20 protein-coding genes are annotated in these 23,248 nt (G+C 74.8%); 14 read left to right on the plus strand and 6 right to left on the minus strand.

Features of this window, described 5'->3' with window-relative positions; genetic code table 11:
- The first annotated feature begins 66 nt into the window (after window positions 1-66).
- The 8 genes from ABZ172_RS23385 (at window position 67) to ABZ172_RS23420 (ending at window position 9,974) form a co-directional block, all read left to right on the plus strand.
- The gene (locus tag ABZ172_RS23385; protein ID WP_356886025.1) at window positions 67-1,068 is read left to right on the plus strand and encodes an aldo/keto reductase; all 1,002 of its coding nucleotides are present in this window, start codon (window positions 67-69) and stop codon (window positions 1,066-1,068) included.
- A gap of 179 nt (window positions 1,069-1,247) precedes the next feature.
- Window positions 1,248-2,081, plus strand: a complete 834-nt coding sequence (locus tag ABZ172_RS23390) for a M55 family metallopeptidase (protein WP_356886027.1) — start codon at window positions 1,248-1,250, stop codon at window positions 2,079-2,081.
- Window positions 2,074-3,507, plus strand: a complete 1,434-nt coding sequence (locus ABZ172_RS23395; RefSeq protein WP_356886029.1) for a M20/M25/M40 family metallo-hydrolase — start codon at window positions 2,074-2,076, stop codon at window positions 3,505-3,507. Before ABZ172_RS23390 ends, ABZ172_RS23395 begins: the two co-directional genes overlap by 8 nt.
- 57 nt (window positions 3,508-3,564) lie before the next feature.
- Window positions 3,565-5,556, plus strand: a complete 1,992-nt coding sequence (locus tag ABZ172_RS23400; protein WP_356886031.1) for a prolyl oligopeptidase family serine peptidase — start codon at window positions 3,565-3,567, stop codon at window positions 5,554-5,556.
- The gene (locus ABZ172_RS23405; protein WP_356886033.1) at window positions 5,553-6,497 is read left to right on the plus strand and encodes an LD-carboxypeptidase; all 945 of its coding nucleotides are present in this window, start codon (window positions 5,553-5,555) and stop codon (window positions 6,495-6,497) included. Before ABZ172_RS23400 ends, ABZ172_RS23405 begins: the two co-directional genes overlap by 4 nt.
- 129 nt (window positions 6,498-6,626) lie before the next feature.
- A complete protein-coding gene (locus ABZ172_RS23410) occupies window positions 6,627-8,414 on the plus strand; it encodes a CocE/NonD family hydrolase (protein ID WP_356886035.1) in 1,788 nt (595 codons plus the stop codon).
- Window positions 8,415-8,528: 114 nt separating this feature from the next.
- Window positions 8,529-8,762: a LapA family protein gene (locus ABZ172_RS23415; protein ID WP_356886037.1), complete on the plus strand. Its 234-nt coding sequence runs from the start codon at window positions 8,529-8,531 to the stop codon at window positions 8,760-8,762.
- Between the two features lie 117 nt (window positions 8,763-8,879).
- Window positions 8,880-9,974, plus strand: a complete 1,095-nt coding sequence (locus ABZ172_RS23420) for a glutamate--cysteine ligase (RefSeq protein WP_356886039.1) — start codon at window positions 8,880-8,882, stop codon at window positions 9,972-9,974.
- Window positions 9,975-10,234: 260 nt separating this feature from the next.
- Here ABZ172_RS23420 and ABZ172_RS23425 read toward each other — a convergent pair whose 3' ends face one another.
- From ABZ172_RS23425 to ABZ172_RS23435, 3 genes are all read right to left on the minus strand, one after another.
- Window positions 10,235-10,588 (minus strand): VOC family protein, encoded by a 354-nt coding sequence (locus tag ABZ172_RS23425; protein WP_356886041.1) that lies wholly within the window; start codon window positions 10,586-10,588, stop codon window positions 10,235-10,237.
- 61 nt (window positions 10,589-10,649) lie between these two features.
- Entirely contained in the window at window positions 10,650-11,459 is an 810-nt protein-coding gene (locus ABZ172_RS23430; RefSeq protein WP_356886043.1) for a methyltransferase domain-containing protein, read from the minus strand.
- Window positions 11,460-11,555: 96 nt separating this feature from the next.
- Entirely contained in the window at window positions 11,556-13,052 is a 1,497-nt protein-coding gene (locus tag ABZ172_RS23435; protein WP_356886045.1) for a phosphatase PAP2 family protein, read from the minus strand.
- A 267-nt stretch (window positions 13,053-13,319) separates the two neighbouring features.
- Here ABZ172_RS23435 and ABZ172_RS23440 point away from each other — a divergent pair, with 267 nt between their 5' ends.
- The 4 genes from ABZ172_RS23440 (at window position 13,320) to ABZ172_RS23455 (ending at window position 17,489) form a co-directional block, all read left to right on the plus strand.
- Window positions 13,320-14,093 carry an IclR family transcriptional regulator gene (locus ABZ172_RS23440; protein ID WP_356886047.1) on the plus strand — a complete coding sequence of 258 codons (774 nt, stop codon included), beginning with the start codon at window positions 13,320-13,322 and terminating at the stop codon, window positions 14,091-14,093.
- On the plus strand, window positions 14,090-14,938 hold the full coding sequence (locus ABZ172_RS23445) for an SMP-30/gluconolactonase/LRE family protein (protein ID WP_356886049.1): 849 nt from the start codon (window positions 14,090-14,092) through the stop codon (window positions 14,936-14,938). The genes ABZ172_RS23440 and ABZ172_RS23445 overlap by 4 nt, the downstream gene beginning before the upstream one ends.
- A gap of 276 nt (window positions 14,939-15,214) precedes the next feature.
- Window positions 15,215-16,450, plus strand: a complete 1,236-nt coding sequence (locus tag ABZ172_RS23450) for an aminotransferase class I/II-fold pyridoxal phosphate-dependent enzyme (RefSeq protein WP_356886051.1) — start codon at window positions 15,215-15,217, stop codon at window positions 16,448-16,450.
- Between the two features lie 13 nt (window positions 16,451-16,463).
- Window positions 16,464-17,489, plus strand: a complete 1,026-nt coding sequence (locus tag ABZ172_RS23455; RefSeq protein ID WP_356886053.1) for an MBL fold metallo-hydrolase — start codon at window positions 16,464-16,466, stop codon at window positions 17,487-17,489.
- A gap of 21 nt (window positions 17,490-17,510) precedes the next feature.
- On the opposite strand, the gene ABZ172_RS23460 is transcribed toward ABZ172_RS23455, so the two are convergent.
- A complete protein-coding gene (locus tag ABZ172_RS23460; protein WP_356886055.1) occupies window positions 17,511-18,131 on the minus strand; it encodes a VTT domain-containing protein in 621 nt (206 codons plus the stop codon).
- Window positions 18,128-18,904, minus strand: coding sequence for an MBL fold metallo-hydrolase (locus ABZ172_RS23465; protein WP_356886057.1), 777 nt, complete (start codon window positions 18,902-18,904; stop codon window positions 18,128-18,130). The genes ABZ172_RS23460 and ABZ172_RS23465 overlap by 4 nt, the downstream gene beginning before the upstream one ends.
- Before the next feature lie 220 nt (window positions 18,905-19,124).
- Between ABZ172_RS23465 and ABZ172_RS23470 the strand changes: the two genes are divergently transcribed.
- Both ABZ172_RS23470 and ABZ172_RS23475 read left to right on the plus strand, forming a co-directional pair.
- Window positions 19,125-19,541, plus strand: coding sequence for a hypothetical protein (locus ABZ172_RS23470; RefSeq protein ID WP_356886059.1), 417 nt, complete (start codon window positions 19,125-19,127; stop codon window positions 19,539-19,541).
- A gap of 103 nt (window positions 19,542-19,644) precedes the next feature.
- Window positions 19,645-22,023 carry a phage holin family protein gene (locus ABZ172_RS23475; RefSeq protein WP_356886061.1) on the plus strand — a complete coding sequence of 793 codons (2,379 nt, stop codon included), beginning with the start codon at window positions 19,645-19,647 and terminating at the stop codon, window positions 22,021-22,023.
- Between the two features lie 27 nt (window positions 22,024-22,050).
- Here ABZ172_RS23475 and ABZ172_RS23480 read toward each other — a convergent pair whose 3' ends face one another.
- Entirely contained in the window at window positions 22,051-23,106 is a 1,056-nt protein-coding gene (locus ABZ172_RS23480; RefSeq protein WP_356886063.1) for a LacI family DNA-binding transcriptional regulator, read from the minus strand.
- Between the last annotated feature and the right edge of the window lie 142 nt (window positions 23,107-23,248).

The raw sequence follows: 23,248 nt of genomic DNA on the forward strand, positions 1-23,248 counted from the left end.
TCTCCGCCAGTCTTGACCGCGCGCACCAGACCTGGCGCGCGACGCCGTGTCCCGTGGAGTGCTCGCATGTACCTTCCGTCCGCCGACCGCTACGACGCCATGCCCTACCGGCGCACCGGACGCAGCGGCCTGCTGCTCCCCGCGCTCTCCCTCGGGCTCTGGCACAACTTCGGAGGCGACCGGACGCCCGAGAGCCAGGGCGCCATCCTGCGCCGGGCCTTCGACCTCGGGATCACCCACTTCGACCTCGCCAACAACTACGGCCCGCCCCCCGGCTCCGCCGAGACCGCCATGGGCCGTGCGCTGCGGACGGACTTCGCCGGACTCCGCGACGAGCTCGTGATCTCCACCAAGGCGGGCTACCACATGTGGCAGGGCCCGTACGGGGAATGGGGCTCCGCCAAGAGCCTGCGTTCCTCGCTGGACCAGAGCCTGACCCGGCTCGGTCTGGACTACGTCGACATCTTCTACTCCCACCGCTTCGACCCGGACACCCCGCTCGAGGAGACGATGGGCGCCCTGCACAGCGCGGTCCGCCAGGGCAAGGCCCTCTACGCCGGTGTGTCCAACTACTCGGCCGAGCAGACCCGCGAGGCCGCCCGCATCCTGAACGAGCTGGGCACCCCGCTCCTCATCCACCAGCCGCGCTACTCGATGCTGGACCGCTGGGTCGAGGACGGACTGCTGGACGCGCTCGACGAGCTCGGCACCGGTTCCATCGCGTACTCCCCGCTGGAGCAGGGCATCCTCTCCGACCGCTATCTGAACGGCGTCCCGGAGGGCTCACGGGCGGCGGGGAGCAGCCCGTTCCTGTCCGCCGAGGCCGTCACCCCGGACCTCGTCGCCCGACTGGGCGCGCTGAACGAACTGGCGCGGGAGCGCGGACAGTCCCTCGCGCAGATGGCGCTGGCCTGGGTGCTGCGCGGAGGGCGGGTCACCTCCGCCGTCGTCGGCGCGAGCAGCGTCGCCCAGCTGGAGAACAGCGTCGCGGCGGTCCGCGGGCTGGAGTTCGGCGCCGACGAGCTCGCCCGGATCGAGGAGCTCGTCCGCGGCACCGGCCGCGTCTGACCCCGTGGGCCGTCCGCCCCCGGGTGACCCGGGTGGCGGACGGCTTCACCGGACTGGACCAGTGACAGATCACCGTGGCTCTGGCCCGGTGCTGTCCCGGCGCGTACCGTGATCCGGCACGAAGATCCTCTTCCCGGGAACGGGCGGGGGACCGACCGACCAGTGACAGGACCGCACAGGTGAAGATCCTCGTCAGCGCCGACATGGAGGGCGCCACCGGAGTGACCTGGCCGGGCGACGTCCTGCCCGGGACCCCGCAGTGGGAGCGGTGCCGTGCGCTCTTCACCTCCGACGTGAACGCGGCGGCCCTGGGCTTCTTCGACGGCGGCGCCGACGAGGTGGTCGTCAACGAGGCCCACTGGAGCATGCGCAACCTGCTCCTGGAGCGGCTCGACGACCGCGTGCAGATGCTCACCGGCAGGCACAAGCCCCTCTCGATGGTCGAGGGCGTCCAGCACGGGGACGTGGACGGCGTCGCCTTCGTCGGCTACCACACGGGCGCCGGCACGGAGGGCGTCCTGGCCCACACCTACCTCGCCAACTCGATCACCGGGGTCTGGCTGAACGGCGTCCGCGCCAGCGAGGGCCTGCTCAACGCCCATGTCGCGGCGGAGTACGGAGTCCCCGTCGTCCTGGTCACCGGGGACGACCTGACCTGCGTGGACGCGCGCGGCTACGCCCCCGGGGCGCGCACGGTCGCGGTGAAGGACCACGTCTCCCGGTACGCCGCCGTGTGCCGCACCCCGGCCCGTACCGCCGCGGACATCAGGTCCGCCGCCGCGGACGCCGCCTCGCTCGCCGTCCGTCACCCGCCGGTGCACTGCGGGTCCTGCACGGTGGAGCTGGAGTTCGACGCGGAGCACCTGGCGGCCGCGGCCACCGTGGTCCCCGGCGTCGCACCGAGCGGCGAGCGGCGCGTCGCCTACACCAGCGGGACGATGTACGACGGTATTCGCACGTTCAAGGCGGTGACGACGATCGTGTCGTCCGCCGTGGAGGAGCAGTATGGCTGAGCCGGACCACCTCACCGGACCGGACCACGGAACCGGAGCGGACCACGGAACCGGAGCGGACCACCGCACCGGAAGCACCGGCACGGGCGCCCCAGGCGGCACCGCCGGGCCGGTCGACGGGCGGGCGCTCGACGAGGTGGTGGCGTTCACCTCCGAGCTCATCCGTATCGACACCACCAACAGCGGCGACGGCACCTGCCGGGAACGCCCGGCCGCCGAGTACGTCGCCGAGCGGCTGGCCGACGCGGGACTGGAGCCCGTCCTCCTGGAGCGGGCCCCGGGACGGACGAACGTCGTCGCCCGGATCGAGGGCACCGACCCGTCCGCCGACGCCCTCCTGGTGCACGGTCATCTCGATGTGGTGCCCGCCATGGAGGGCGACTGGTCCGTGCACCCCTTCTCCGGGGAGGTGCGCGACGGCGTCGTGTGGGGGCGCGGGGCCATCGACATGAAGAACATGGACGCCATGGTCCTCGCCGCGGTCCGCGCCTGGGCGCGCGCGGGCGTGCGCCCGCGCCGCGACATCGTCATCGCCTACACCGCCGACGAGGAGGCCAGCGCGCACGACGGTGCCGGCTTCCTCGCCGACCGCCACGCCGGACTCTTCGACGGCTGCACGGAGGGCATCAGCGAGTCCGGTGCCTTCACCTTCCACGCCGGGCCCGGCATGGCGCTCTACCCGGTCGCCGCGGGGGAGCGCGGCACGGGATGGCTGAAGCTGACCGCCGAGGGCCGGGCCGGCCACGGCTCCAAGGTCAACAAGGCCAACGCCGTCAGCAGGCTCGCCGCCGCCGTCGCCCGGATCGGGGCCCACGAGTGGCCGGTGCGGCTCACCCCGACGGTCCGGGCCGCGATCGTCGAGATCGCCGCGCTGCACCACATCCGGGTCGACCCCGACGCGCCCGGCTTTGACGTGGACGAACTCCTCGCCAAGCTCGGCCCGGCCGCCGCGCTGATCGAGCCGACCGTGCGCAACAGCTCCAACCCGACGATGCTCGAAGCCGGTTACAAGGTCAACGTGATCCCGGGCCAGGCCACCGCCCAGGTCGACGGGCGCATGGTGCCCGGCGGCGAGGACGAGTTCCGCGAGGTGATGGACCGCCTCACCGGCCCCGGCGTCGACTGGGAGTTCCAGCACCGCGAGGTCGCCCTCGAAGCCCCGCTGGACACGCCGACGTACGCACGGATGCGCGCGGCCATCGAGATGTTCGACCCGGGCGCCCACGTCGTGCCGTACTGCATGTCGGGCGGTACCGACGCCAAGCAGTTCTCCCGGCTCGGCATCACCGGCTACGGCTACTCCCCGCTGAAGCTGCCGGTCGGCTTCGACTACCAGGCGCTGTTCCACGGCGTCGACGAGCGGGTACCCGTCGACGCACTGCACTTCGGGGTCCGGGTCCTGGACCAGTTCCTGCGCACCGCCTGACGGTCCGCAGCGCACACCGCACCGCACCTGTCCGACCGAAAGAGGGGGGAACCGACCATGGTGTCCACAGAGGCGTACGGCACGTGGCCGTCACCGATCGACGCGGCGCTGACCGCCGCACAGGACGGCCGGCCGGAGTTCGTCGGCACCGTCGGCGACGAGGTCTGGTGGACGGAACCGCGCCCGGCGGAGGGGGGCCGGCGGGCCCTCGTGCGCCGCCGTGCCGACGGCACCACCGGGTCCGTGCTCCCCGCACCGTGGAACCCGCGCAGCCGCGTCATCGAGTACGGCGGAACGCCCTGGGCCGGTGCCCCGCGCGAGGAGGGCGGGCCGCTGGTCGTCTTCGTCCACTTCCCCGACCAGCGGCTCTACGCCTGGGCCCCCGACGGGCCCGACGAGCCGTGGCCGCTCACCCCCGTGTCGGACGTCGGCGGCGGACTGCGCTGGGTGGACCCGCAGGTGCGGCCGGAGTGCGGCGAAGTGTGGTGCGTGCTGGAGGAGTTCACCGGGGAGGCGCCCACCGACGTCCGCCGGGTGATCGCCGCGGTGCCGCTGGACGGATCGGCCGCGGCGGACCGCGGCGCGGTGCGCGAACTCACCGACGACCGGAACAGGTTCGTCACCGGACCCCGGCTGTCGCGGGACGGCCGCCGGGTCGCCTGGATCGCCTGGGACCACCCGCGGATGCCGTGGGACGGCACCCTCGTGAAGACCGCCGAGGTCACCCCGGACGGCACCTTCACCGGCACCCGGACCCTGGCCGGAGGCCCCGACGAGTCCGTCGTCCAGGTGGAGTGGGACCGGGACGGCTCGCTGCTCCTCGTCTCCGACACCGCGGGCTGGTGGGAGCTCCACCGGATCGGGCCCGACGCCGCGGCCGGGCCCGCCGTCCGGCTCTGCCCCGCGCGGGACGAGGAGTTCGGCGGAGCGCTGTGGAGGATCGGCCTGCGCTGGTTCCAGGTCCTGGACAACGGACTCGTCGCGGTCGTCCACGGCCGCGGCACCACGGCGCTCGGCGTCCTCGACCCGGAGACCGGCGAACTCGTCGACGCGGTGGGCTCCTGGACCGCGTGGGCCGAGACGCTCGCCGTGCAGGACACCCGGGTCATCGGCATCGCCGCGAGCCCCCACACGTCGTACGAGGTGGTGGAGCTGGACACCGCCACCGGGCACACCCGGACCGTCGGCGCGGCCCATCGGGACGCGGTCGACCCCGCCTACCACCCCGAGCCGGTGGTCCGCACCTTCAGCGGGCCGGGCGGCCGCGAGATCCACGCCCACGTCTATCCGCCACGCCACCCCGACCGCACGGGCCCCGAGGGGGAGCGGCCGCCCTACGTCATCTGGGCGCACGGCGGCCCCACCGGCCGCACCCCGCTCGTGCTCGACCTGGAGATCGCCTACTTCACCTCCCGGGGCATCGGCGTCGCCGAGGTCGACTACGGCGGCTCGACCGGCTACGGCCGCGCCTACCGCGAACGGCTGCGCGGACAGTGGGGCGTCGTCGACGTGGAGGACTGCGCGGCCGTCGCGCTCGGCCTGGCCGACGAGGGCTCGGCCGACCGCGACCGGCTGGCGATCCGGGGCGGCAGCGCCGGCGGCTGGACCACCGCCGCCTCCCTCACCCAGAACGACGTGTACGCCTGCGGAGCCATCAGCTACCCGATCCTCGACCTGGAGGGCTGGGCGACCGGCGAGACGCACGACTTCGAGTCGCAGTACCTCGAATCGCTTGTCGGCCCGTACGCCGAGGTGCCCGAGCGCTACCGGGACCGCTCGCCCGTCAACCGCACGGACCGGCTCACCACGCCGTTCCTGCTGCTCCAGGGGCTCGACGACCCGATCTGCCCGCCCGTCCAGTGCGAGCGCTTCCTCGCCGCGATCGAGGGACGCGGCATCCCGCACGCCTACCTCAGCTTCGCGGGGGAGGGGCACGGATTCCGCCGCGCCGACACCGTGCAGCGCGCCCTGGAGGCCGAACTCTCCCTGTACGCGCAGACGTTCGGCTTCGAGCGTCCCGACGTGCCGCGGCTGGAGCTGAAGAAGTGACCCTGCAGCCCCTCGCCCGCGCGGCCCGGCTGCGGCCCGGTGCCCGGGTCGCGGTCGTCGCCCCCAGCGGCCCGGTGCCCGCCGACCGGCTGGAGCGCGGCCTCGACCTCCTCCGGGGATGGGACCTGGACCCCTACGCCGCACCCCACGCGCTCGACACGCACCCGCGGCTCGGCCACCTCGCCGGCACCGACGAGGACCGCGCCCGGGACCTCCAGGAGGCCTGGTGCGATCCGGCCGTGGACGCCGTGCTGTGCGCCAGGGGAGGCTACGGCGCGCACCGCATGGTCGATCTCCTGGACTGGTCCGCGATCCGCGCGGCGGGCCCCAAGGTCTTCGTCGGGTACAGCGACATCACCGTCCTGCACGAGGCGTTCGCGCTGCGGGCCGGATTCTCCACGCTGCACGGCCCGATGACGGCCACCGAGGTCTTCCTGAAGGACCAGGCCACCCAGGAGTCCCTGCGCTCCACCCTGTTCGAGCCCGAGTCCACGCGGACCCTGGGTCTGGACGCGGCGGCCGCGCTGGTGCCGGGCACGGCACGCGGGATCACCTACGGCGGCTGTGTGAGTCTGCTCGCCGCCGACGCAGGGACCCCGGGCGCCCGGACCACCGCCCGGGGCGGGCTGCTGGTGATCGAGGACACCGGGGAGGAGCCGTACCGGCTCGACGGCATCCTCACCCGGCTGCTGCGCATCGGCGCCCTGGACGGGATATCCGGTGTGGTGTGCGGCTCGTGGGAGGGGTGCGGACCGTACGAGCGGATCCGGCCGGTCCTCGCGGACCGGCTCGGCGGCCTCGGGATCCCGGTGGTCGAGGAGTTGGGCTTCGGCCACGGCCCGACCGCGCTGACCGTCCCGCTCGGCGTGCCGGCGGTGCTGGACGCACCGGCGGACGGCGGCCGGTGCACGCTCACCACCGAGGTGCCGGCACTCGTCTGAGGCACGGCACCGCGCGGCGCGCGGCGGAACTCCCCGGCGAACTCGCCCTCCCGTACGTTGACAGAGGTGTGGGCCGTGTCACAGCATGGGCCGGGCCCGGTACTTACCGGTCGGTAAGGTGCCCTCGGTGTGGAGGTCCATGTGTCGCGTGCCGTGCCCAGATTCCGCCGTCCGCTCACCTTGCTCGCGGGGGCGGCGCTCCTCGCCCCGCTCGCTCTGACCGGTGTCCCCCCGGCGTCCGCTGCCGACCGGTACAGCGTCACCGCGCTGGAGTTCACCGTGCGGGCCGGCGACCGGTCCTGCACGGTGGACGCCGACCTCTACCGCCCGGCCGGGGTCGACGCGCGGCACCCGGCCCCGGCCGTCCTCGCCACCAACGGCTTCGGGGGCAGCAAGTCGGACGGCTCCACCGACGTCATCGGCAGGGCCTTCGCCGAACGCGGCTATGTCGGCCTCGTCTACTCGGGCCTGGGATTCGGCAAGTCCGGTTGTCTGATCACCCTCGACGACCCGGCGGCCGACGCCGTGGCGGCCTCGGGTCTCGTCGACTTCCTGGCCGGCACCCGCGCCGCCGACGACGGCACCCGGGCCGACTTCGTCACCACGGACGCACCGGGCGACCCGGTCGTCGGGATGATCGGCGGGTCCTACGGCGGGGCGATCCAGCTGGCGACCGCCTCCACCGACCACCGCGTCGACGCGCTCGTCCCGCTGATCACCTGGAACGACCTGGCCTACTCGCTGGCCCCCAACGCCGCCGGAGCCGTCCGGGGCGTCTCCTCCGACACGCCCGGTGTCTTCAAGTGGCAGTGGACCAACGGCTTCTACCTGATGGGCGAGGGACAGCCCCTGCTGGTCCCGAGCCTGGACCCGTCCCGCTTCGGCAGCCTCCGCTGCCTGCACTTCGCCGAGCGGGCCTGCGACACCATCCGCCTCCTGAACTCCGGCCGCTATCCGGCCGCCGCGACCCGGGAGATGCTGACGTACGCGCGGAGCGTCTCGCCCGCCTCCTACCTCTCCGGCGTCACCGCCCCGACGCTGCTCGTGCAGGGGCGCGCCGACAGCCTGTTCAACCTCAACGAGGCCACCGCCACCTACCGCGCCCTCAAGGACCAGGGCACCACGGCGAAGATGATCTGGCAGGCGTGGGGCCACAGCGGGGGCCAGGTGCCCGGCGAGCTCGACCTCTCCACGGGCGACCTGGAGGGCAGCTACGTCGGACAGCGCATCCTCGACTGGTTCGACCGCTACCTCCACCACGACGAGGACACCTCCACCGGGCCCGAGTTCGCCTACCACCGGGACTGGACGAGCGGCTACGGCACCGCGGACTCCGTACCCGCCGCCTCCCGCACCCTGTACCTCTCCGGCGACGGCTCCCTGGTCCCCGGTCGCGACGAGGTGACCCGCGGCAGCCGCCGGTACAGCAACTGGCTGCTGCCCACCAGCCACTCCGAGAGCTCCCTCGCCGGACTCATCGGCCTGTCCGACCCGGCACCGTACGACACCAAGGGCACCTACCTGGGCTGGAGGAGCGCGCCGCTGACCGCGCCGATGGACGTGGTCGGCGCGCCGAGGGCCACCCTGAAGGTCGTCTCCCCGGCGGCCGAACGGGTCCAGGGCAGCGGCGACGCCGCGGACAAGCTCGTCCTGTTCGCGAAGGTCTACGACGTGGCACCCGACGGGACCCGGACCCTGGTGAACCGGCTGGTCGCCCCGGTGCGCGTCCCCGACGTCACCCGCCCCTTCACCGTCGAGCTGCCCGGCATCGTCCACCGGTACGAGACCGGGCACCGGCTGGAGTTCGTGATCGCCGGGAGCGACACGGCGTACTTCGGGAACCGCGGCGTCAAGCCGGTCACCGTGGTCAGCGCTCCGCAGGACACCGGTGTCCTGGAGCTCCCGGTGGTCGGCTGACCGTCACCCGTACGGCCCTGTTCCACCGCTCCCCGGGCCGGTGACGGAGTCATCCTGGGGTCCGGGACCGCCGCACCCGGTCCCGGACCCCAGGAACCAGCGAAAGGGCCGCCCATGAGCCCCAAGGACGTACCCCGCGGGAACGCGGGAGCCTTCAGTCCCGGCCGCATCGCCGTCACCCTCCTGGCGGTGCTCACGATCGTCTTCATCTGCGTGAACACCGCCGAGGTCACCATCCGCGTGATCATCCCCAAGGTCACGATGCCGCTCTGGGCCGCGCTCCTGGGGGTCTTCCTGGCCGGCGTGCTCTGCGGCGCCTACCTGCTGCGCAGGCGCTCCACGCGGTGACGGCGGAGCCGCTCGCCGTCCGGCCGCGGCGCTGCGGTCTGAAAGCCGCCGCCGGGGGTACGCGCGTCTCGTCGGGCCCCCGGGCCACGACGCGGGACGGCGAACGGCGGAGAGGACATGGACGTGCGGACGGTCGGAGTCGAGGAAGAGCTCCTGCTCGTGGACGCGGGGAGCGGTGATCCCCGCAGACTGTCGACGGCGGTGTTGGCCCTCGCGGAGCGCAGGGCCGCGGGGGACTCCGTGTTCGAGTCCGAACTGCACGATCAGCAGGTGGAGTTCTCCACCGAACCGTGCGGTGCGATGGCGGACCTGGCGCAGGAGATCCATCGCTGGCGCGCCGAGGCGGCCCGCAGCGCGGCCGAGGCGGGTGCCGCGGTGGCGGCCCTCGCCACCTCGCCGCTGCCGGTCAGCCCCTCCATCGGCGAGGACGAACGGTACCGCTGGCTGGCACGGCGTTTCGGTCTGACCGCACAGGAGCAGCTGACCTGCGGCTGCCACGTCCATGTGTCGGTGGAGTCCGACGAGGAGGGCGTCGCCGTCCTCGACCGGATCCGGCCGTGGATGCCGGTCCTGCTGGCCCTCAGCGCGAACTCCCCCTTCTGGCAGGGCCAGGACACCTCGTACGGCAGCTACCGGAGCCGGGTCTGGGGCCGCTGGCCCTCGGCCGGCCCGGTCGAGCTGTTCGGATCCGCGGACCGCTACCACGAGCAGGTCCGTGCGCTCGTCGCCACGGGGGTCCTGCGGGACAGGGGAATGATCTACTTCGACGCGCGGCTCTCGCACCGGTACCCGACGGTCGAGTTCCGGGTGGCCGACGTCTGCCTCGATCCCGCCGACACCGTGCTGCTCGCCACCCTCGCCCGCGGCCTGGTGGAGACGGCGGCACGCGCCTGGCGGGCCGGCGACCCGCCGGACCCGGTCCCGGTGGGCGTGCTGCGCATGGCCGACTGGCAGGCGGCGCGCTCGGGTACGCAGGAGCGGCTGATCCATCCGCTCACCGGAGGTCCCGAGCCGGCCGCCGACGTCGTGCGCGCCCTGCTCGACCACGTCCGTGACGCGCTGGAGGACAGCGGCGACCTCGGGCCTGCCGAGACGGGGATCCGGAACGTGCTGACCCGGGGGACGGGCGCCCGGATCCAGCGGGACCTGCTCGCGGACTCGGACAGTCTGCGCACCGTCGTGACCGAGTGCGTCGCGAGGACCCGCGGCTGACGACGGACCGCCCGCCCTCGTCCCCCCGGTGCCCTCGCCGGACGGGGGGCGAGGGGCCGAGGACCGTCCGGGGAGAGCGGCGCCGCCCGGCGGCCGGGCCACGCGCCGGTCTCCGGACTCCGTGGCACGGGCACGGGCACGGGCACGGTGCCAGGGCCGGCCGCCGGACTCCGTGGGACCGGCACGGTGCCGGGTCCGCTCTCCGGTCCCCGTGGGACGGGCACGGTGCCGGGGCCGCGCGGCGCCGCTCGCCCGCAGGGTCAGGCGGACGCGTTCCGGTCGACGTACTCGAAGACCGAGCCGTCCGGGTGGAGGGCGATCAGGTTGCGGCCCGCGGGGGTGGGCAGCGGGCCCGCGACGACCTTCCCGCCCGCCCTGGTGAGCGCGGCGTGCGCCTCGTCGACGTCCTTGACGGCGATGGTCGCCGACACCTTGCGCAGCACCTCGATCTCGGCCTCCGGGCCGCTCATCAGCAGGAAGCAGCCGATCGCGGCCACCGAGACCCCGCCGCGCTCGAAGCGCAGTGCCGGAGTGCCGGTCAGGCCCTCGTAGAAGGCCACCGAGGCCTCCAGGTCGTCGACACAGATGCGCAGCGTGGTTCCCAGGATCTCCATGCCCACGAGGGTAGTTGCCGACCCGTTCCGATGTGATCCGTTCCCCGTGCCCGCCACCGGATCACGCCCGGCAGAGCACCTCGCCGTGGGGCACCATGAACCATCCGTCGGGCTCCTCGCCCCACGCCCGCCAGGCGTCCGCGACCGCGGCGAGCTCCGCGGGGCTCGCGTGACCGCCCTGCACGGCCAGCTCCGCGTACACCGACGCGGTCGTGCGGTCCGCCCACAGGGAGCTCCACCAGGCACGGTTCTCCGGGGTGGCGAAGCACCAGGCCGCCGCGGTCGGGGCGATGTCGGTGAACCCGGCCTGCCGGGCCCAGGACAGCAGCCGGCGTCCGGCGTCCGGCTCCCCGCCGTTGGCGCGCGCCACCCGGCGGTACAGGTCCTGCCACTCCGGCATCCCGGGCACCTCCGGGTACCAGCTCATGGCCCCGTAGTCGCTGTCCCGGGCCGCGACGACACCGCCCGGCCGGCAGACCCGGCGCATCTCGCGCAGGGCCCGCACCGGATCACCCACGTGCTGGAGCACCTGGTGGGCGTGCACCACGTCGAAGGAGTCGTCCGGGAAGTCCAGGTCGTGCACGTCGGCGATGGCGAACTCGACGTTGTCCGCACCGCGTTCCGCGGCGGCCCGGGCCGCGCGCTCCAGCACGTCGCCGCTCGCGTCCACCGCGGTGACCCGCCCGGGCGCCACCAGCGCGGCGAGGTCCGCCGTGATGGTGCCCGGGCCGCAGCCCACGTCCAGCACCGTCCGCCCCGGACGCAGCTCCGGGATCAGGTACGCCGCCGAGTTGGCGGCGGTCCGCCACCGGTGCGAGCGCAGCACCGACTCGTGGTGACCATGTGTGTAGACGGCTGTTTCCTTCGGCATGACCGGCGTCCCCTCTCGGACCTGAGTCGCGGGCGATGACGCCGACGGTACGCCGGGATGTCGCAATCTGAGACAGGCGTCTCGTCATTCGGTCGACTAGACGGGCATCGGGCAGTACACCGTCAGGCCCTCGGGCAGCTTGTCGATCAGCAGCTCCGTCCCGGAACGGGCCACTTCGCCGTCGAAGGCGTACGGGGTGCCCGGTGCGAGCCCCGCGAGCCTGACCCGGCGGCGCCGCACCGCGGCGTGGACGGGGGACCGGGTCAGCGGCCCGGCGACGGCCGCGGCGAGCAGCCGGACGCCGGGGGTCCGCCCGCCGTGCACCACGCGCACGTCCAGCAGACCGTCCGCCAGGTTGTGGCGGCGGCCCGGAGCCGGTCCCACCCGCTGGAAGAGCCCGTTGCCCACGAAGAGCAGCCACAGCGGGCGCCGCTTCCCCTGGAGTTCGGCGGTCAGCGGGTGCGCGCCGCGCAGCGCCTCGAACGCCGCGAGCACGCCCGCGGGCCAGCCGCCGATCCTGGGTGCCCAGTGCTCCCGCGTCCGCACCAGCTCCGGATAGACACCCAGGCTGAAGGCGTTGAGGAAGTAGCCGGGCGCTCCCTCCGGGCCCTGCGGCCCCGGCCGGAAGCGGCCCAGGTCGACCCGGACCGCGTCGCCCGCGGTGAGGGCCGTCACGGTGTCGTGGACGGTCTCGATGCCGAGGTCGTAGGCGAAGTGGTTCAGTGTCCCGCCGGGGAACACGGCCAGCGGCACCCGGTGCTCCGCCGCGACGGCCGCCGCCATGTTGACCGTTCCGTCGCCTCCGCAGACCCCGAGCGCCTCGCCCCGTTCGGCCGCGTCCTCCAGGCATCCGCGCAGGTCGGCGGGCGCGCACTCCACCGTCTCCGCGAGCGGCAGCGCGTCGCGGATCAGGGCCGCCGCGTTGGTCGCGGAACCGGACTCGCGGTTGACGACGACCACCAGGTCCTTGCCGGCGAGCAGGGCCGGGGCCGCGGCCGGCGGCCGGCCCGGTGCGGGCAGCTGTCCACGGGTGGGGACGACACCCCGCAGGGCGAACGCCGCGCCGACGCCGAGCACCGCTCCGGCCACCACATCGCTCGGATAGTGGACCCCGGTGTAGACACGGGAGGCCGCCACGGCCGCCGCCACCGGCGCGACGACCGCGCCCCAGCCCTTCGACTCCAGCGCGACCCCCGTCGCGAAGGCCGCGGCCGACGCCGCGTGCCCCGACGGGAAGGAGGTGGTGAATGGCTGCCGCTTGAGCTGCCGCATGACCGGGACCATGTCCAGTATCGGGCGCTCCCTGCGCACCGCCTGCTTGCCCACGGTGTTGATCGCGGCCGAGGCGACCGCCAGCGAGGCGACCCCGCGCAGGGCCGCCCTGCGTGAACGCGCACTGGAGCCCAGCGCCGCCATGCCCGCGGCCGCCCCGAACCACAGCAGCCCGTGATTGGCGCTGCGGCTCAGCCGGGGCAGCACGGCATCGGCGCCGGGCCAGTGTCTTTCGGCCACGCCCTGGAAGGCGGCGACATCGCGCTGCTGGAACCGGGCGCGCCAGTAGCCCGGGGAGGAAAGGCTGCTCAAGGGGGACATGGGAGAGCGAATACCCTGCGACCGCGCGATGAACCAGGCGGCCCGCGGTGTGAGATCCGCCGGCCGCCGCCCGGGGCGTGCCCGGCGGCCCGGACCGCCGCCCCTCCGGGTCGCGGCGCCGCTCACTCCCCGCCGGTGCTCCGCCCGTCCCGGACCGAGTGCCGCCCGCTCCGGGCCGGGGCGTTGCCCGGACGAGTTCCGGCCCGTTAGCCTGCGTTCGTGATTCCGGCCATTGACCGGAGTGTCGAACGAGATGGGTGGGCGATCATGGGGCGACTCGTCCCTGCGGTGACCAGGGCGCTGGATGTTCTCGAACTCTTCCTCCAGGGAGAGGGAACCCTCTCCGCCCCCGAGGTCACCCGCAAGCTCCAACTGCCGCGGACCACGGTCCACGAACTGCTCACCACGCTCGCCGCCCGGTCCTACCTGGTCACGGTCCCCGGGCAGCCGGGCCGCTACCGGCTGGGGGTGCGCACCTACCAGCTCGGCAGCCGCTACGCCGAACAGCTCGACCTCGCGGCCGAGGGCCAGCAGGTGGCCCGTGAGGTCGCCGAGACCTGCGGCGAGACGGTCCACGTGGCGATCCTGGAGGACACCGAGGTGATCTACATCGCCAAGGTGGACTCCACACACGCCGTGCGGATGGTCTCCGCCGCGGGCCGGAAGCTGCCCGCCCACTGCACGTCGGTCGGCAAGCTGCTGCTCGCCGCACTCCCGGAGGCGGAGCTCGACGCCCGCCTGGACGGACGCGAGCTCGTCGCCATGACCGACAACAGCCTCACCGACGCCGCGGAGCTGCGGGCCGCGCTCGCGGTCGTCCGCAGGCGCGGCATCGCGGTGGAGCACCGCGAGTCGAACCCGGACGTGAGCTGTGTGGCCGCCCCGGTGCGGGACCGGTCGGGGCGGGTCGTCGCCGCGCTGTCCATCTCCGTGCCGATGATCCGCTGGAGCGAGGAGCGCGAGGCGGAGCTGGCGCAGCTCGCGGCGGGCGGCGCGGACGCCCTGTCCGGCCGGCTCGGACACCACCGGGGGCAGATGTGAGGGCGTTCCCCGAGGTGGCGGTGCGCGAGGCGGCCGAGCTGGGGGAGGGGCCCACCTGGGATCCGGCCGCCGGGCGGCTGATCTGGGTCGACATCCTCTCCGCCCGTGTGCACACCTACGACCCGGCGACCGGCCGTCGCACGGTCATGGCCACCGGCCAGCACGTCGGCGCGGCGAAACCGCGCGAGGGCGGCGGCCTCGTGGTCACGCTGCGGGACGGCACCGGCCTGTACGGCGCCGACGGGGCCTTCTCCTGGCTGGCCCGTGACCCCGTCCCCGGCCGGCGCGGCAACGACGCCGCCGTGGCACCGGACGGCGCCCTCTGGGCCGGCACGATGCGCTACGACGAGGCGGAGGGCGGCGGCACCCTCTCCCGGATCGCCCCGGACGGCACGGTGCGCACCGTCCTCGACGCGGTGACGGTCAGCAACGGCACCGGCTGGAGCCCGGACGGCCGGCTCATGTACTACGTCGACACCCCCACCCGGCGTGTCGACGTCTTCGACGTGGACGGGGAGCGGGTCCTGAACAGGCGCCCCTTCGCCGACCTCGGGCAGGTCCCCGGATGGCCCGACGGACTGACCGTGGACGCCGAGGGCTGCGTCTGGGTCGCCTTCTGGGACGGTGCCGCGGTCCGGCGCCTCACCCCCGACGGGCGGCCCGACCTGGTCGTGGACCTGCCGGTCCGGCGGCCCACCGCGTGCGCGTTCGGCGGATCCGGGCTCCGCGACCTCTACGTCTCCACCGCCCGGACCGGCCTGGCCGCACCCCACCCGCTGTCCGGCTCCCTGCTCGTGCTCCCGGACCTGGGCCAGGGGCTGCCGGGGACGCCGTTCGCCGGCTGAACGGAGCCGGGGACCCCCGGGCACCCGCGCGGACCCGGTGACGGAGTGCACCGGACCCGGGGACCCCCGGGCGCCTGCGCGGTACCGGTGTGCGCCGGACCCGGGGACCCCTGAGCACCTGCGTGGGACCGGAGTGCACCGGCCCTGAGGCCCCGCACGCCTGCGCGGTACCGGAGCGCAGACCTCCGCCACCTCCGGCGCCGGTCCGGGGGCGGACCCCCCGGAATCTCCGTATAAAGGGGCCTGAAGGCGACGCAGGCGGAGGGAGGTCCCGGGATGCACTGGAGCGAGCGGGAGCCGCCCCGCCCGGGGGAGGACCACGGCCCCGTCCGGTACGGGCCGCCCGCCCCCGACCCCGGCCTTCCCGTGCTGCCCGGGCTCGCCGCCGTACTGGCCGCGTCCGCCGGCCGGACGCGGCCGGAGCCGCCCGGCGGCGGGACGCTCCTGCGCGAGGCGGCCCGCGGCTACTGGGAGCGCCGCGGCCTGCACGGCGGGCCCGGGGACATCGCCGCCGCCCCGGGGATCCAGCCGCTGCTGCTCGCCCTGATCGCCGCGCACGGGGGCGACGTCCTCATGCCCCGGCCGTGCCCCGCCACCTGGATGCCGCAGGCACGGCTGCTGGGCCGGCCCGCCTACCAGGTGCCGACGCCCGCCGAGTGCGGCGGGGTCCCCGACCCGTACGCCCTGCTGGAGACCGTGCGCAGGGTGCGCGCCGAGGGAGGCAGGCCCCGGCTGCTCCTGATCTCCGTGGCCGACGACCCGACGGCGACCCTCGCCCCGCCCGAACTCGTCCGCGAGGCCTGTGAGGCCGCGGTCTCCGAGGGGCTGCACGTGGTCAGCGACGAGACCTGGCGCGACACCGTCCACCGGCCGCACGACACCGTCCTGCTCAGCCCGGCCGAGATGTGCCCCGACGACGTCACCGTCCTGTCCGACCTCGCCGGAGCGCTCACCCCGTCCGCCTGGCCGGTCGCCGTCGCACGCTTCCCGGCCACCGCACGGGCCGCCGCGCGCCGCGCCCAGGTCCTCGACGTCCTCACCGCGCTCGGCGCCCTCGTCGCGGAGCCGGTGGCCAGGGCCGCCGCCCACGCCCTGGACGAACCCGACGCCGTCCGGGAGAGGATCCGGCAGGCGGCCCGTCTCCAGGCCCGGGTGGCGTCCGCCGCACACCGCGCGGTGCTCACCGCGGGCGCGCTCGCCCGGCCGCCGCAGGCCGGCCGCCATCTCTACGCCGACCTCGGTCCGCTGCGCCCCCGGCTCGCCGCACGCGGCGTCACGGACTCCATGGAGCTGGAGGACTACCTGACGAAACGTATCGGCGCCCCCGCCCCCGGCGGGCACCGGTTCGGGGACGACCCGGTGGCGCTGCGGGTGCGGCTGAGCACCGGACCGCTGCTCGGTGCGACCCCGGAGGAGCAGCAGGAGTCCCTCACCGCGCTGGAGCCCCTGGAATTGCCGCACGTCGCCCGGGAGCTGAGCATGCTCGCAGCAGCCCTCGACGAACTCCGATGACAGGAGCCTCTCGATGACGGAACAGACCGAGCGCCCGCTCACCGGCGCCGGCCCCGCGCCCGTCCGCCCTCCCGTCGCCGCTCCGCGCCGTCTCGGCGAGCTCCGGACCTGGCCCCGCAGTTTCGCGGACCGGCTGACCGCTCCGCTCCCGGGCGTCAGGGGCATGACCCGGCTGGCGCGGGAGCGTGCCATGCGCCCCGACGCCGAGGGCCTGCGGGGCGTCCACCGGCTGCCGTACGCCCCCCAGCCGCTGCCCGCGGCGGGCCCGGACACCCTGGCCGTCACCTGGGCCGGGCACGCCAGCTGGGTGGTCCGGGCCGGCGGGCTCACCGTCCTCACCGACCCGGTCTGGTCACGGCGCATCCTGGGCACTCCGGCCCGGATCACCCCGGCGGGCGTCCGCTGGGAGGAACTGCCTCCCGTCGACGCGGTCCTGATCAGCCACAACCACTACGACCACCTGGACGCGCCCACACTGCGCAGGCTGCCGAGGGACACCCCGCTGCTGGTGCCCGCCGGGCTCGGCCGCTGGTGCCGCCGGCGGCGCTTCACCTGTGTCACCGAACTCGACTGGTGGGAGTCGGTGGAGCTGGGCGGCGTCCGGTTCGACTTCGTGCCCTCCCACCACTGGTCCAAGCGCACCCTCCTGGACACCTGCCGGTCCCTGTGGGGCGGCTGGGTGATCGACGACGGCGGCGGGCACCGGCTCTACTTCGCCGGGGACACCGGCTACGGCCACTGGTTCAAGGAGATCGGCCGCCGCTACCCCGGTCTGGACCTGGCCATGCTGCCCATCGGCGCGTACGAACCGCGCTGGTGGCTCTCCGACGTGCACACCGATCCGGAGGAGGCCGTGCAGGCCTACACCGACCTCGGCGCCCGGGCGATGGCGCCGATGCACTGGGCGACCTTCCTGCTCTCCGCCGAACCGGTGCTCGAACCGCTGAACCGGCTCCGCACCGCCTGGCAGCAGGCCGGGTACCCGCGGGGCGACCTCTGGGACCTGCCGGTCGGCGGCTCGCGCGTCCTGACGGGCTGACGCGCCCCGTCGGCCGGCCCCTCAGCCCGCCGTGCGGGCCCTCAGCCGGCGCCACAGCGCGGGGGTGCCGCTGATCAGCACCGTCAGCGCGATCGCCGCGGCCACGCCCTCCCACGGCTCCGGGAACAGCGAGCCGCCGAGTATCCCGATCAGCTGGTACGTCGCCGCCCAGGCCAGACAGGCCGGCACGTCGCCGCGGGCGAACCGCCGCAGCGGCATCCGGGCGAGCAGACAGGCCAGCATGACCGGGATGCGCCCGGCCGGCACCAGCCGGGACAGGACCAGCACGGTCCCGCTCTGCTCCTCCAGCTTCCGCTGCGCCTGCGCCAGCCGCTCCGGCGCCGCCCGGCTCGTCAGCGCCTCCAGCCACTTCGAACCGTGCTCCGAGCTGACCCCGCGCCGCCCCAGCCAGTACAGGCCCAGGTCCCCGAGGAACGCCGCGGCCGACGCCACGGCGAAGACGATCAGCAGGGCGAACGGCGAGCTCTGGTGCAGCGTCACGACGGCCGCCGTACTCACCAGCGCACCCGTCGGCACCACCGGCACCAGCGACCCCAACGCCACCAGCAGGAACAACGACGGGTAGGCGACGGCCTGCTGCGTCGACTCGGCCGGGACCTGCCGCAGTACTTCGTCGATCACCTACGGGCCTCCGGCCTCACATGCTCGCCGTGCCCCAGCCGGTGCACCGCCACCCCCGGTGCTACCCGGGACGCCTGCCGCACGAACTCGTCGCCCGGCGCGTGGAACTCGTGCGGCCGGATCCCGTCCATCCCGATCGGCCAGTACGTGCCGTAGTGCACGGGCACCGCGGACCGCGGCTCCAGCAGGGCCAGCACCTGGGCCGCGCGGGTCGCGTCCAGGTGGTGGTGGCCCAGGTTCGGCCCCCAGCCGCCGACCGGGAGCAGCGCCACGTCCACCGGCCCGACCGCCTCGGCCATGGTGTCGAACAGCCCGGTGTCCCCGGCGAAGTAGGTACGGGCCTCGCCCTCGACGACGTACCCCAGAGCGGGCACCCGCTGCGGGCCGACCGGCAGCCGGCGCCCGTCGTGGAGCGCCGGGACCGCGCGGACCCGGACCTCGCCGACCCGCACCACGTCCCTGGCGGCCACCTCGGCGATCCGCAGCCCCCGCGCCCGGCGCAGCAGACGCAGGCCCGGGACGGCCCCGACCGCGCCGCGGGGCACGATCAGCAGGCTGCCGGGGGCGAGGCGGGCCAGGGAGGGCAGATGCAGGTGGTCGGAGTGCAGGTGGGAGATCAGGACGGCGTCGGCGACCGCCGCCCGGGGCGGCGGGACCTCGCCCCGCCGGCGGCGCAGATGCGCGAAGCGGCGCGCGAACAGCGGGTCGGTCAGCACCCGGACCCCGGAGTCCTCGATCGTGCAGGTGGCATGACCCCACCAGGTGACCTCCACCGCCCCGCCTCCTCGCCGTCCTGTGCTCTCGTCCCTCCGGTGCGTGCGTCCCGTGCGTGCCCGCGACACCCCGCCGTACGCGTACGAGGGTAGGCGGTCCGCGCCCCTCGCACGCCGGAGTGCTCCCGCACGCCGGACGCGAAAAGGAAGCGAGTGGCTACGGAGGGCTACCGCACGGGTAGGCTGACCGGGGGACATCCGAGTGCGGGGAGACCGGTTCATGGGCGAAGGCGGCGCGGAGGTACGGGTGGCGGCCATCGCCAGTCTGACACCGCTGGAGGAGCTCGACGGCGACCCGTTCCTCGTCGACACGCGCAGCCAGCAGGCCATGTGCGCCCGCTGGGCCGCGGGCCGGGGATACGTCGTCACCCGCCAGCTCCGTGTCCACGGGCTGCGCCCCGATCACCACGCCCTCTGGGCGGACGTCGACAGCGGACAGGTCGACCTGTTCGTGGCCCCCAACCCCCGGGTGCTGGCCCGTGCGCTCGCCTCGGTGCCGGAGTTCGAGCGGGAGTGCGGCCGCCGCGGTGTGCGCGTCGAGTTCGCCGGACTCGACGAACCGGCCTACACCGCACGTGGCAAGGCCGGAGTCCACCGCAGGCTCTCCATGCCGACCGCCGGGTACGACGGCTGCTGAGCCCCCGTGGGCGGGCCGGGGCTCCGCCGGACCACGAGCGTGCTGTGAAAAGCTTGGCGCGGGCCCGTGACGCACACCGGGCCCGGACGTGAGGTGGAGCGGCGTGAGTGACCGGCGATGGCGCAAGGCGGGGGGAACCCTCGTACGCGTGGTTGCGGTGTGGGCCGTCTCCACCCTCACCATGCTGGCGCTGGCCGGGATCCTGCCGGACTTCCGGCTCCAGGCCGACGACGGCGACACGGTCACCAGGACCGCCTTCACCGCGGCCTGGGGTGCCGGCGCGTTCGGGCTGCTCTCCGCCCTGGTGTGGCCCGTGCTCGTCAGGGCGCTGCTCACCGTCCCGGCGCTGGTGCTGGGCGCCCTGGTCTTCTTCCTCAACGGCTCCCTGCTGCTGATCGCCCTGCGGCTCATCCCCGACGGGCGCGGCGACGCCAACCCGGAGACGGCGGTCGTCGTGGCGGCCGTCATGTCCGCCGTCGCCTCCGCGACCTCCACCGCCCTCGCGGTCCGTGACGACGACGCCTACCGGCGCAGGCTCTCCCGTCTCGCCGACCGGCGCCGCAGACGGAGCGGTGTGCCGCTGGACCCGGACGGACGGCGCGGCGGCCCGCCCGGGATCGTGTTCGTCCAGCTCGACGGTGTCGGCCACGAGGTGCTCCGGCGGGCTGCGGCGGACGGGATCATGCCGACGGTGGCCGGCCTCCTCGCCGACGAGGCGGGCCACCGGCTCACCCCGTGGACCACCGACTGGTCCAGCCAGACCGGTGCCAGCCAGCTCGGCATCCTGCACGGCAGCAACTTCGACGTGCCGGCCTTCCGCTGGTTCGAGAAGGAGACCGGCACCGTGATGGTCTCCAGCAGACCGGCGAGCGCCCTCGAACTGCAGCGCAGAGCCATAGCGCGCACCCACGACGGCGGCCTGCTCACCGTCGACGGCGCGAGCCGGGGCAACCTCTTCAGCGGTGGCGCGGAGGAGCTGGCTCTGGTCCTCTCGATGGCCGCCAGGCGCGGCAAGGGGCGCAGCTCGCGGGCCGGCTACTTCGCCTACTTCTCCGACCCCGCCAACGCCGTCCGCACCGCCCTGTCCTTCGCCGCCGAGGTGGTCCGGGAGATCGGCCAGTCCGTCCGGGCCCGGCTGCGGAAGGAGACCCCCCGGGTCAAGCGCGGCGGGCTCTACCCCTTCATCCGGGCGTTCGCGACCGTCGTCGAACGCGATGTGGTGGTCGCCGCCGTGATCGGCGACATGTTCGCCGGACGCACCGCGGTCTACGCCGACCTGGTCGCCTACGACGAGGTGGCCCACCACTCCGGGCCGCACAGCAGGGACGCGGAGAAGGTCCTGTCCCGGCTCGACCGCTCACTGGGCCTCATCCTCAAGATCACCGACCACGCCCCGCGCGACTACCGGATCGTGCTGCTGTCGGACCACGGCCAGAGCCCGGGGGAGACCTTCGCGGGGCGGTACGGACTCACCCTCAAGGACCTCGTACGGGCCGGCTGCGGGCTGCCCGTGCCGCGCCGGGCCCAACGCACCCGCAGCGCCTCGGAGGCCCGCGACGCCGTGCGTATCGCGCTGCACCGGCCCGTCGCCGGGGAGCAGGAGGCGCAGCACCCCGCCAGCTCCTCCGATCCGGTCGTCCTCGCCTCCGGGAACCTCGGGCTGCTGTCCTTCCCGGACATCGAGGGCCGGGCCTCGCGCGAGCAGCTCGACCGCCGCTATCCCGCGCTGCTCGGCACGCTCGCCGCCCATCCGGGGATCGGTTTCCTGCTCGTGCGGAGCCTGCGGCACGGATCGGTGGTGCTCGGGCGCGACGGGGCCGAGGTCCCGCTGGCGGAGCTGACGGACGGGGAGGGGCCGATCGCCGCCTTCGGCCCCGGCGCGGCGGACGCGGTGCGCCGGACCGACGGATTCCCGCACGTCGCGGATGTGATGGTCAATTCGATGTACGACGCCGCATCCGGCGGGGTCCACGCCTTCGAGGAGCAGATCGGTTCGCACGGCGGGCTGGGCGGCGAGCAGTCGCGGCCGTTCCTGCTCTGGCCGCGGACGCTGACGGACCCGCTCGACGCGGTCGCCGCCGACGCCCCCCGGAACGCCTCCCCGGACACCGCGGCGGGCGTGCCCGCCGCCGGGCCGGTCGGGGCGGAGGCGGTGCACCGGGTGCTGGCGCGCTGGCTGAGGGAGCTCTCCGGCCCCCAGGTGCCGCTGCGGCAGGAGGGCTTCACGGGGCTGGAGCGGGTGGACGTACCGCTCCCGGACGGCCAGGCCGGCGCCGGTTCGCCCGGCGGGCCCGCCGGTCCGGCCGGGGAAGGCGCGGCGGCGCGCGGCGAGGCAGCGGACCAGGGCGGTGCCCCGCTGCCCTCCCACGGAACGGACCAGGGAGACCCGGCGGGCCGCCTCGGCGAGGGGCCGGTGCGTGCGCTGCGTCCCCTCCCGCCCGTCCAGGACCCCGGCGACGCCGTTCCCGGCACGCGGAGCTGACGGGGCCGGGGGCCACCGGGCCGCGGCTCAGGCGCTCGCGCGCCGCACCAGCGTCGGAGGGAACACCACGGACGGTGCGGGCCCCTCCGCCGGGCGGGCGATCTGTCTCAGGAGGAGCCGCGCCATCTCGGCCGCCATCTCCTCCACCGGCTGACGCACGGTCGTGAGCGGCGGATCGCACGCCACCGCCGCGTTGCTGTCGTCGAAGCCCACCACCGCCACGTCGCCGGGCACGTCCCTGCCCGCCCGCAGCAGGACCGGGAGTGCGCCCAGCGCCATCAGGTCCGAGGCGATGAACACCGCGTCCAGACCGGGCCGTTCGCGGAGCAGGTGCCGCATCGCCGCCGCCCCGCCGGAGTGGGTGAAGTCCCCCTCGGCGGTCACCACGTCCGTGATGCCGTGCCGCGCCAGTGCGTCCAGGAAACCCGTCAGACGCACCTGCCCGGCCGGCATGTCCTGCGGTCCCGCGATCGTTCCGACCCGCCGGCGCCCCAGCGCCGCGAGGTGGTCGGCCGCCAGCTGCGCCCCGGCCCGCTGGTCCGCCTCGACGTAGGTGAGCGGCGAGGACCTGAGGGGCCGGCCGGCCAGCACGGCGGGCAGCCGGGTGTCGTGGAGCAGCCCCGGCAGCGGGTCGTCGGCGTGCGAGGAGATCAGCACCACGCCGTCGACGTGCCCCTGGCGCAGGTACGACAGCAGCTGGTCGCGGGACGGTTCGTCGTCGGAGAGCATCAGCACCATCTGGATCCCCGCCGGGCGCAGCACGTCCATCAGGCCGCCGACCACCCGCCCGAAGTGCGGGTCGGAGAACATCCGGCCGATGAACGGCTCGGCGACGGGACGCCGTTCGCGTTCCGAGACCACCAGGGCGATCGAGTCCGTCCGCCGGGTCACCAGGGAGCGCGCGGCACGGTTCGGGACGTAGCCCGTGGTGGCCACCGCCGCCTCCACGACCCGGCGCAGGGCCGGGTCCACCGTGGTCGCACCGTTGATCACACGGGACACGGTCGCCCGGGAGACACCCGCCACCGCAGCCACGTCCTCCAGGGTGGCGGGCCGCACGGGCGGCGGGACATCGGCAGTCATGGAGTCTTTATACCGGCTGGTCCGACCCGCGGGTGAAGGGTTCCGGCACGTCAGGGGCCCTCCCCGCGCACCGCGGAGGCGGCGCGAGGACCCGGACGGCTGAGGCCGGACGGGCGGTCCGGCGGGGCCGTGGGCACGGCCC

Source organism: Streptomyces sp. NPDC006296, assembly GCF_040613235.1.
Taxonomy (GTDB): Bacteria; Actinomycetota; Actinomycetes; order Streptomycetales; family Streptomycetaceae; genus Streptomyces.

Excerpts from the sequence above, each read along its gene's own strand:
- ABZ172_RS23385 (WP_356886025.1), top strand. The coding sequence starts at position 67 with ATGTACCTTCCGTCCGCCGACCGCTACGACGCCATGCCCTACCGGCGC.
- ABZ172_RS23395 (WP_356886029.1), top strand. The coding sequence starts at position 2,074 with ATGGCTGAGCCGGACCACCTCACCGGACCGGACCACGGAACCGGAGCG.
- ABZ172_RS23400 (WP_356886031.1), top strand. The coding sequence starts at position 3,565 with ATGGTGTCCACAGAGGCGTACGGCACGTGGCCGTCACCGATCGACGCG.
- ABZ172_RS23415 (WP_356886037.1), top strand. The coding sequence starts at position 8,529 with ATGAGCCCCAAGGACGTACCCCGCGGGAACGCGGGAGCCTTCAGTCCC.
- ABZ172_RS23420 (WP_356886039.1), top strand. The coding sequence starts at position 8,880 with ATGGACGTGCGGACGGTCGGAGTCGAGGAAGAGCTCCTGCTCGTGGAC.
- ABZ172_RS23425 (WP_356886041.1), bottom strand. The coding sequence starts at position 10,588 with ATGGAGATCCTGGGAACCACGCTGCGCATCTGTGTCGACGACCTGGAG.
- ABZ172_RS23430 (WP_356886043.1), bottom strand. The coding sequence starts at position 11,459 with ATGCCGAAGGAAACAGCCGTCTACACACATGGTCACCACGAGTCGGTG.
- ABZ172_RS23435 (WP_356886045.1), bottom strand. The coding sequence starts at position 13,052 with ATGTCCCCCTTGAGCAGCCTTTCCTCCCCGGGCTACTGGCGCGCCCGG.
- ABZ172_RS23440 (WP_356886047.1), top strand. The coding sequence starts at position 13,320 with ATGGGGCGACTCGTCCCTGCGGTGACCAGGGCGCTGGATGTTCTCGAA.
- ABZ172_RS23450 (WP_356886051.1), top strand. The coding sequence starts at position 15,215 with ATGCACTGGAGCGAGCGGGAGCCGCCCCGCCCGGGGGAGGACCACGGC.
- ABZ172_RS23455 (WP_356886053.1), top strand. The coding sequence starts at position 16,464 with ATGACGGAACAGACCGAGCGCCCGCTCACCGGCGCCGGCCCCGCGCCC.
- ABZ172_RS23470 (WP_356886059.1), top strand. The coding sequence starts at position 19,125 with ATGGGCGAAGGCGGCGCGGAGGTACGGGTGGCGGCCATCGCCAGTCTG.
- ABZ172_RS23480 (WP_356886063.1), bottom strand. The coding sequence starts at position 23,106 with ATGACTGCCGATGTCCCGCCGCCCGTGCGGCCCGCCACCCTGGAGGAC.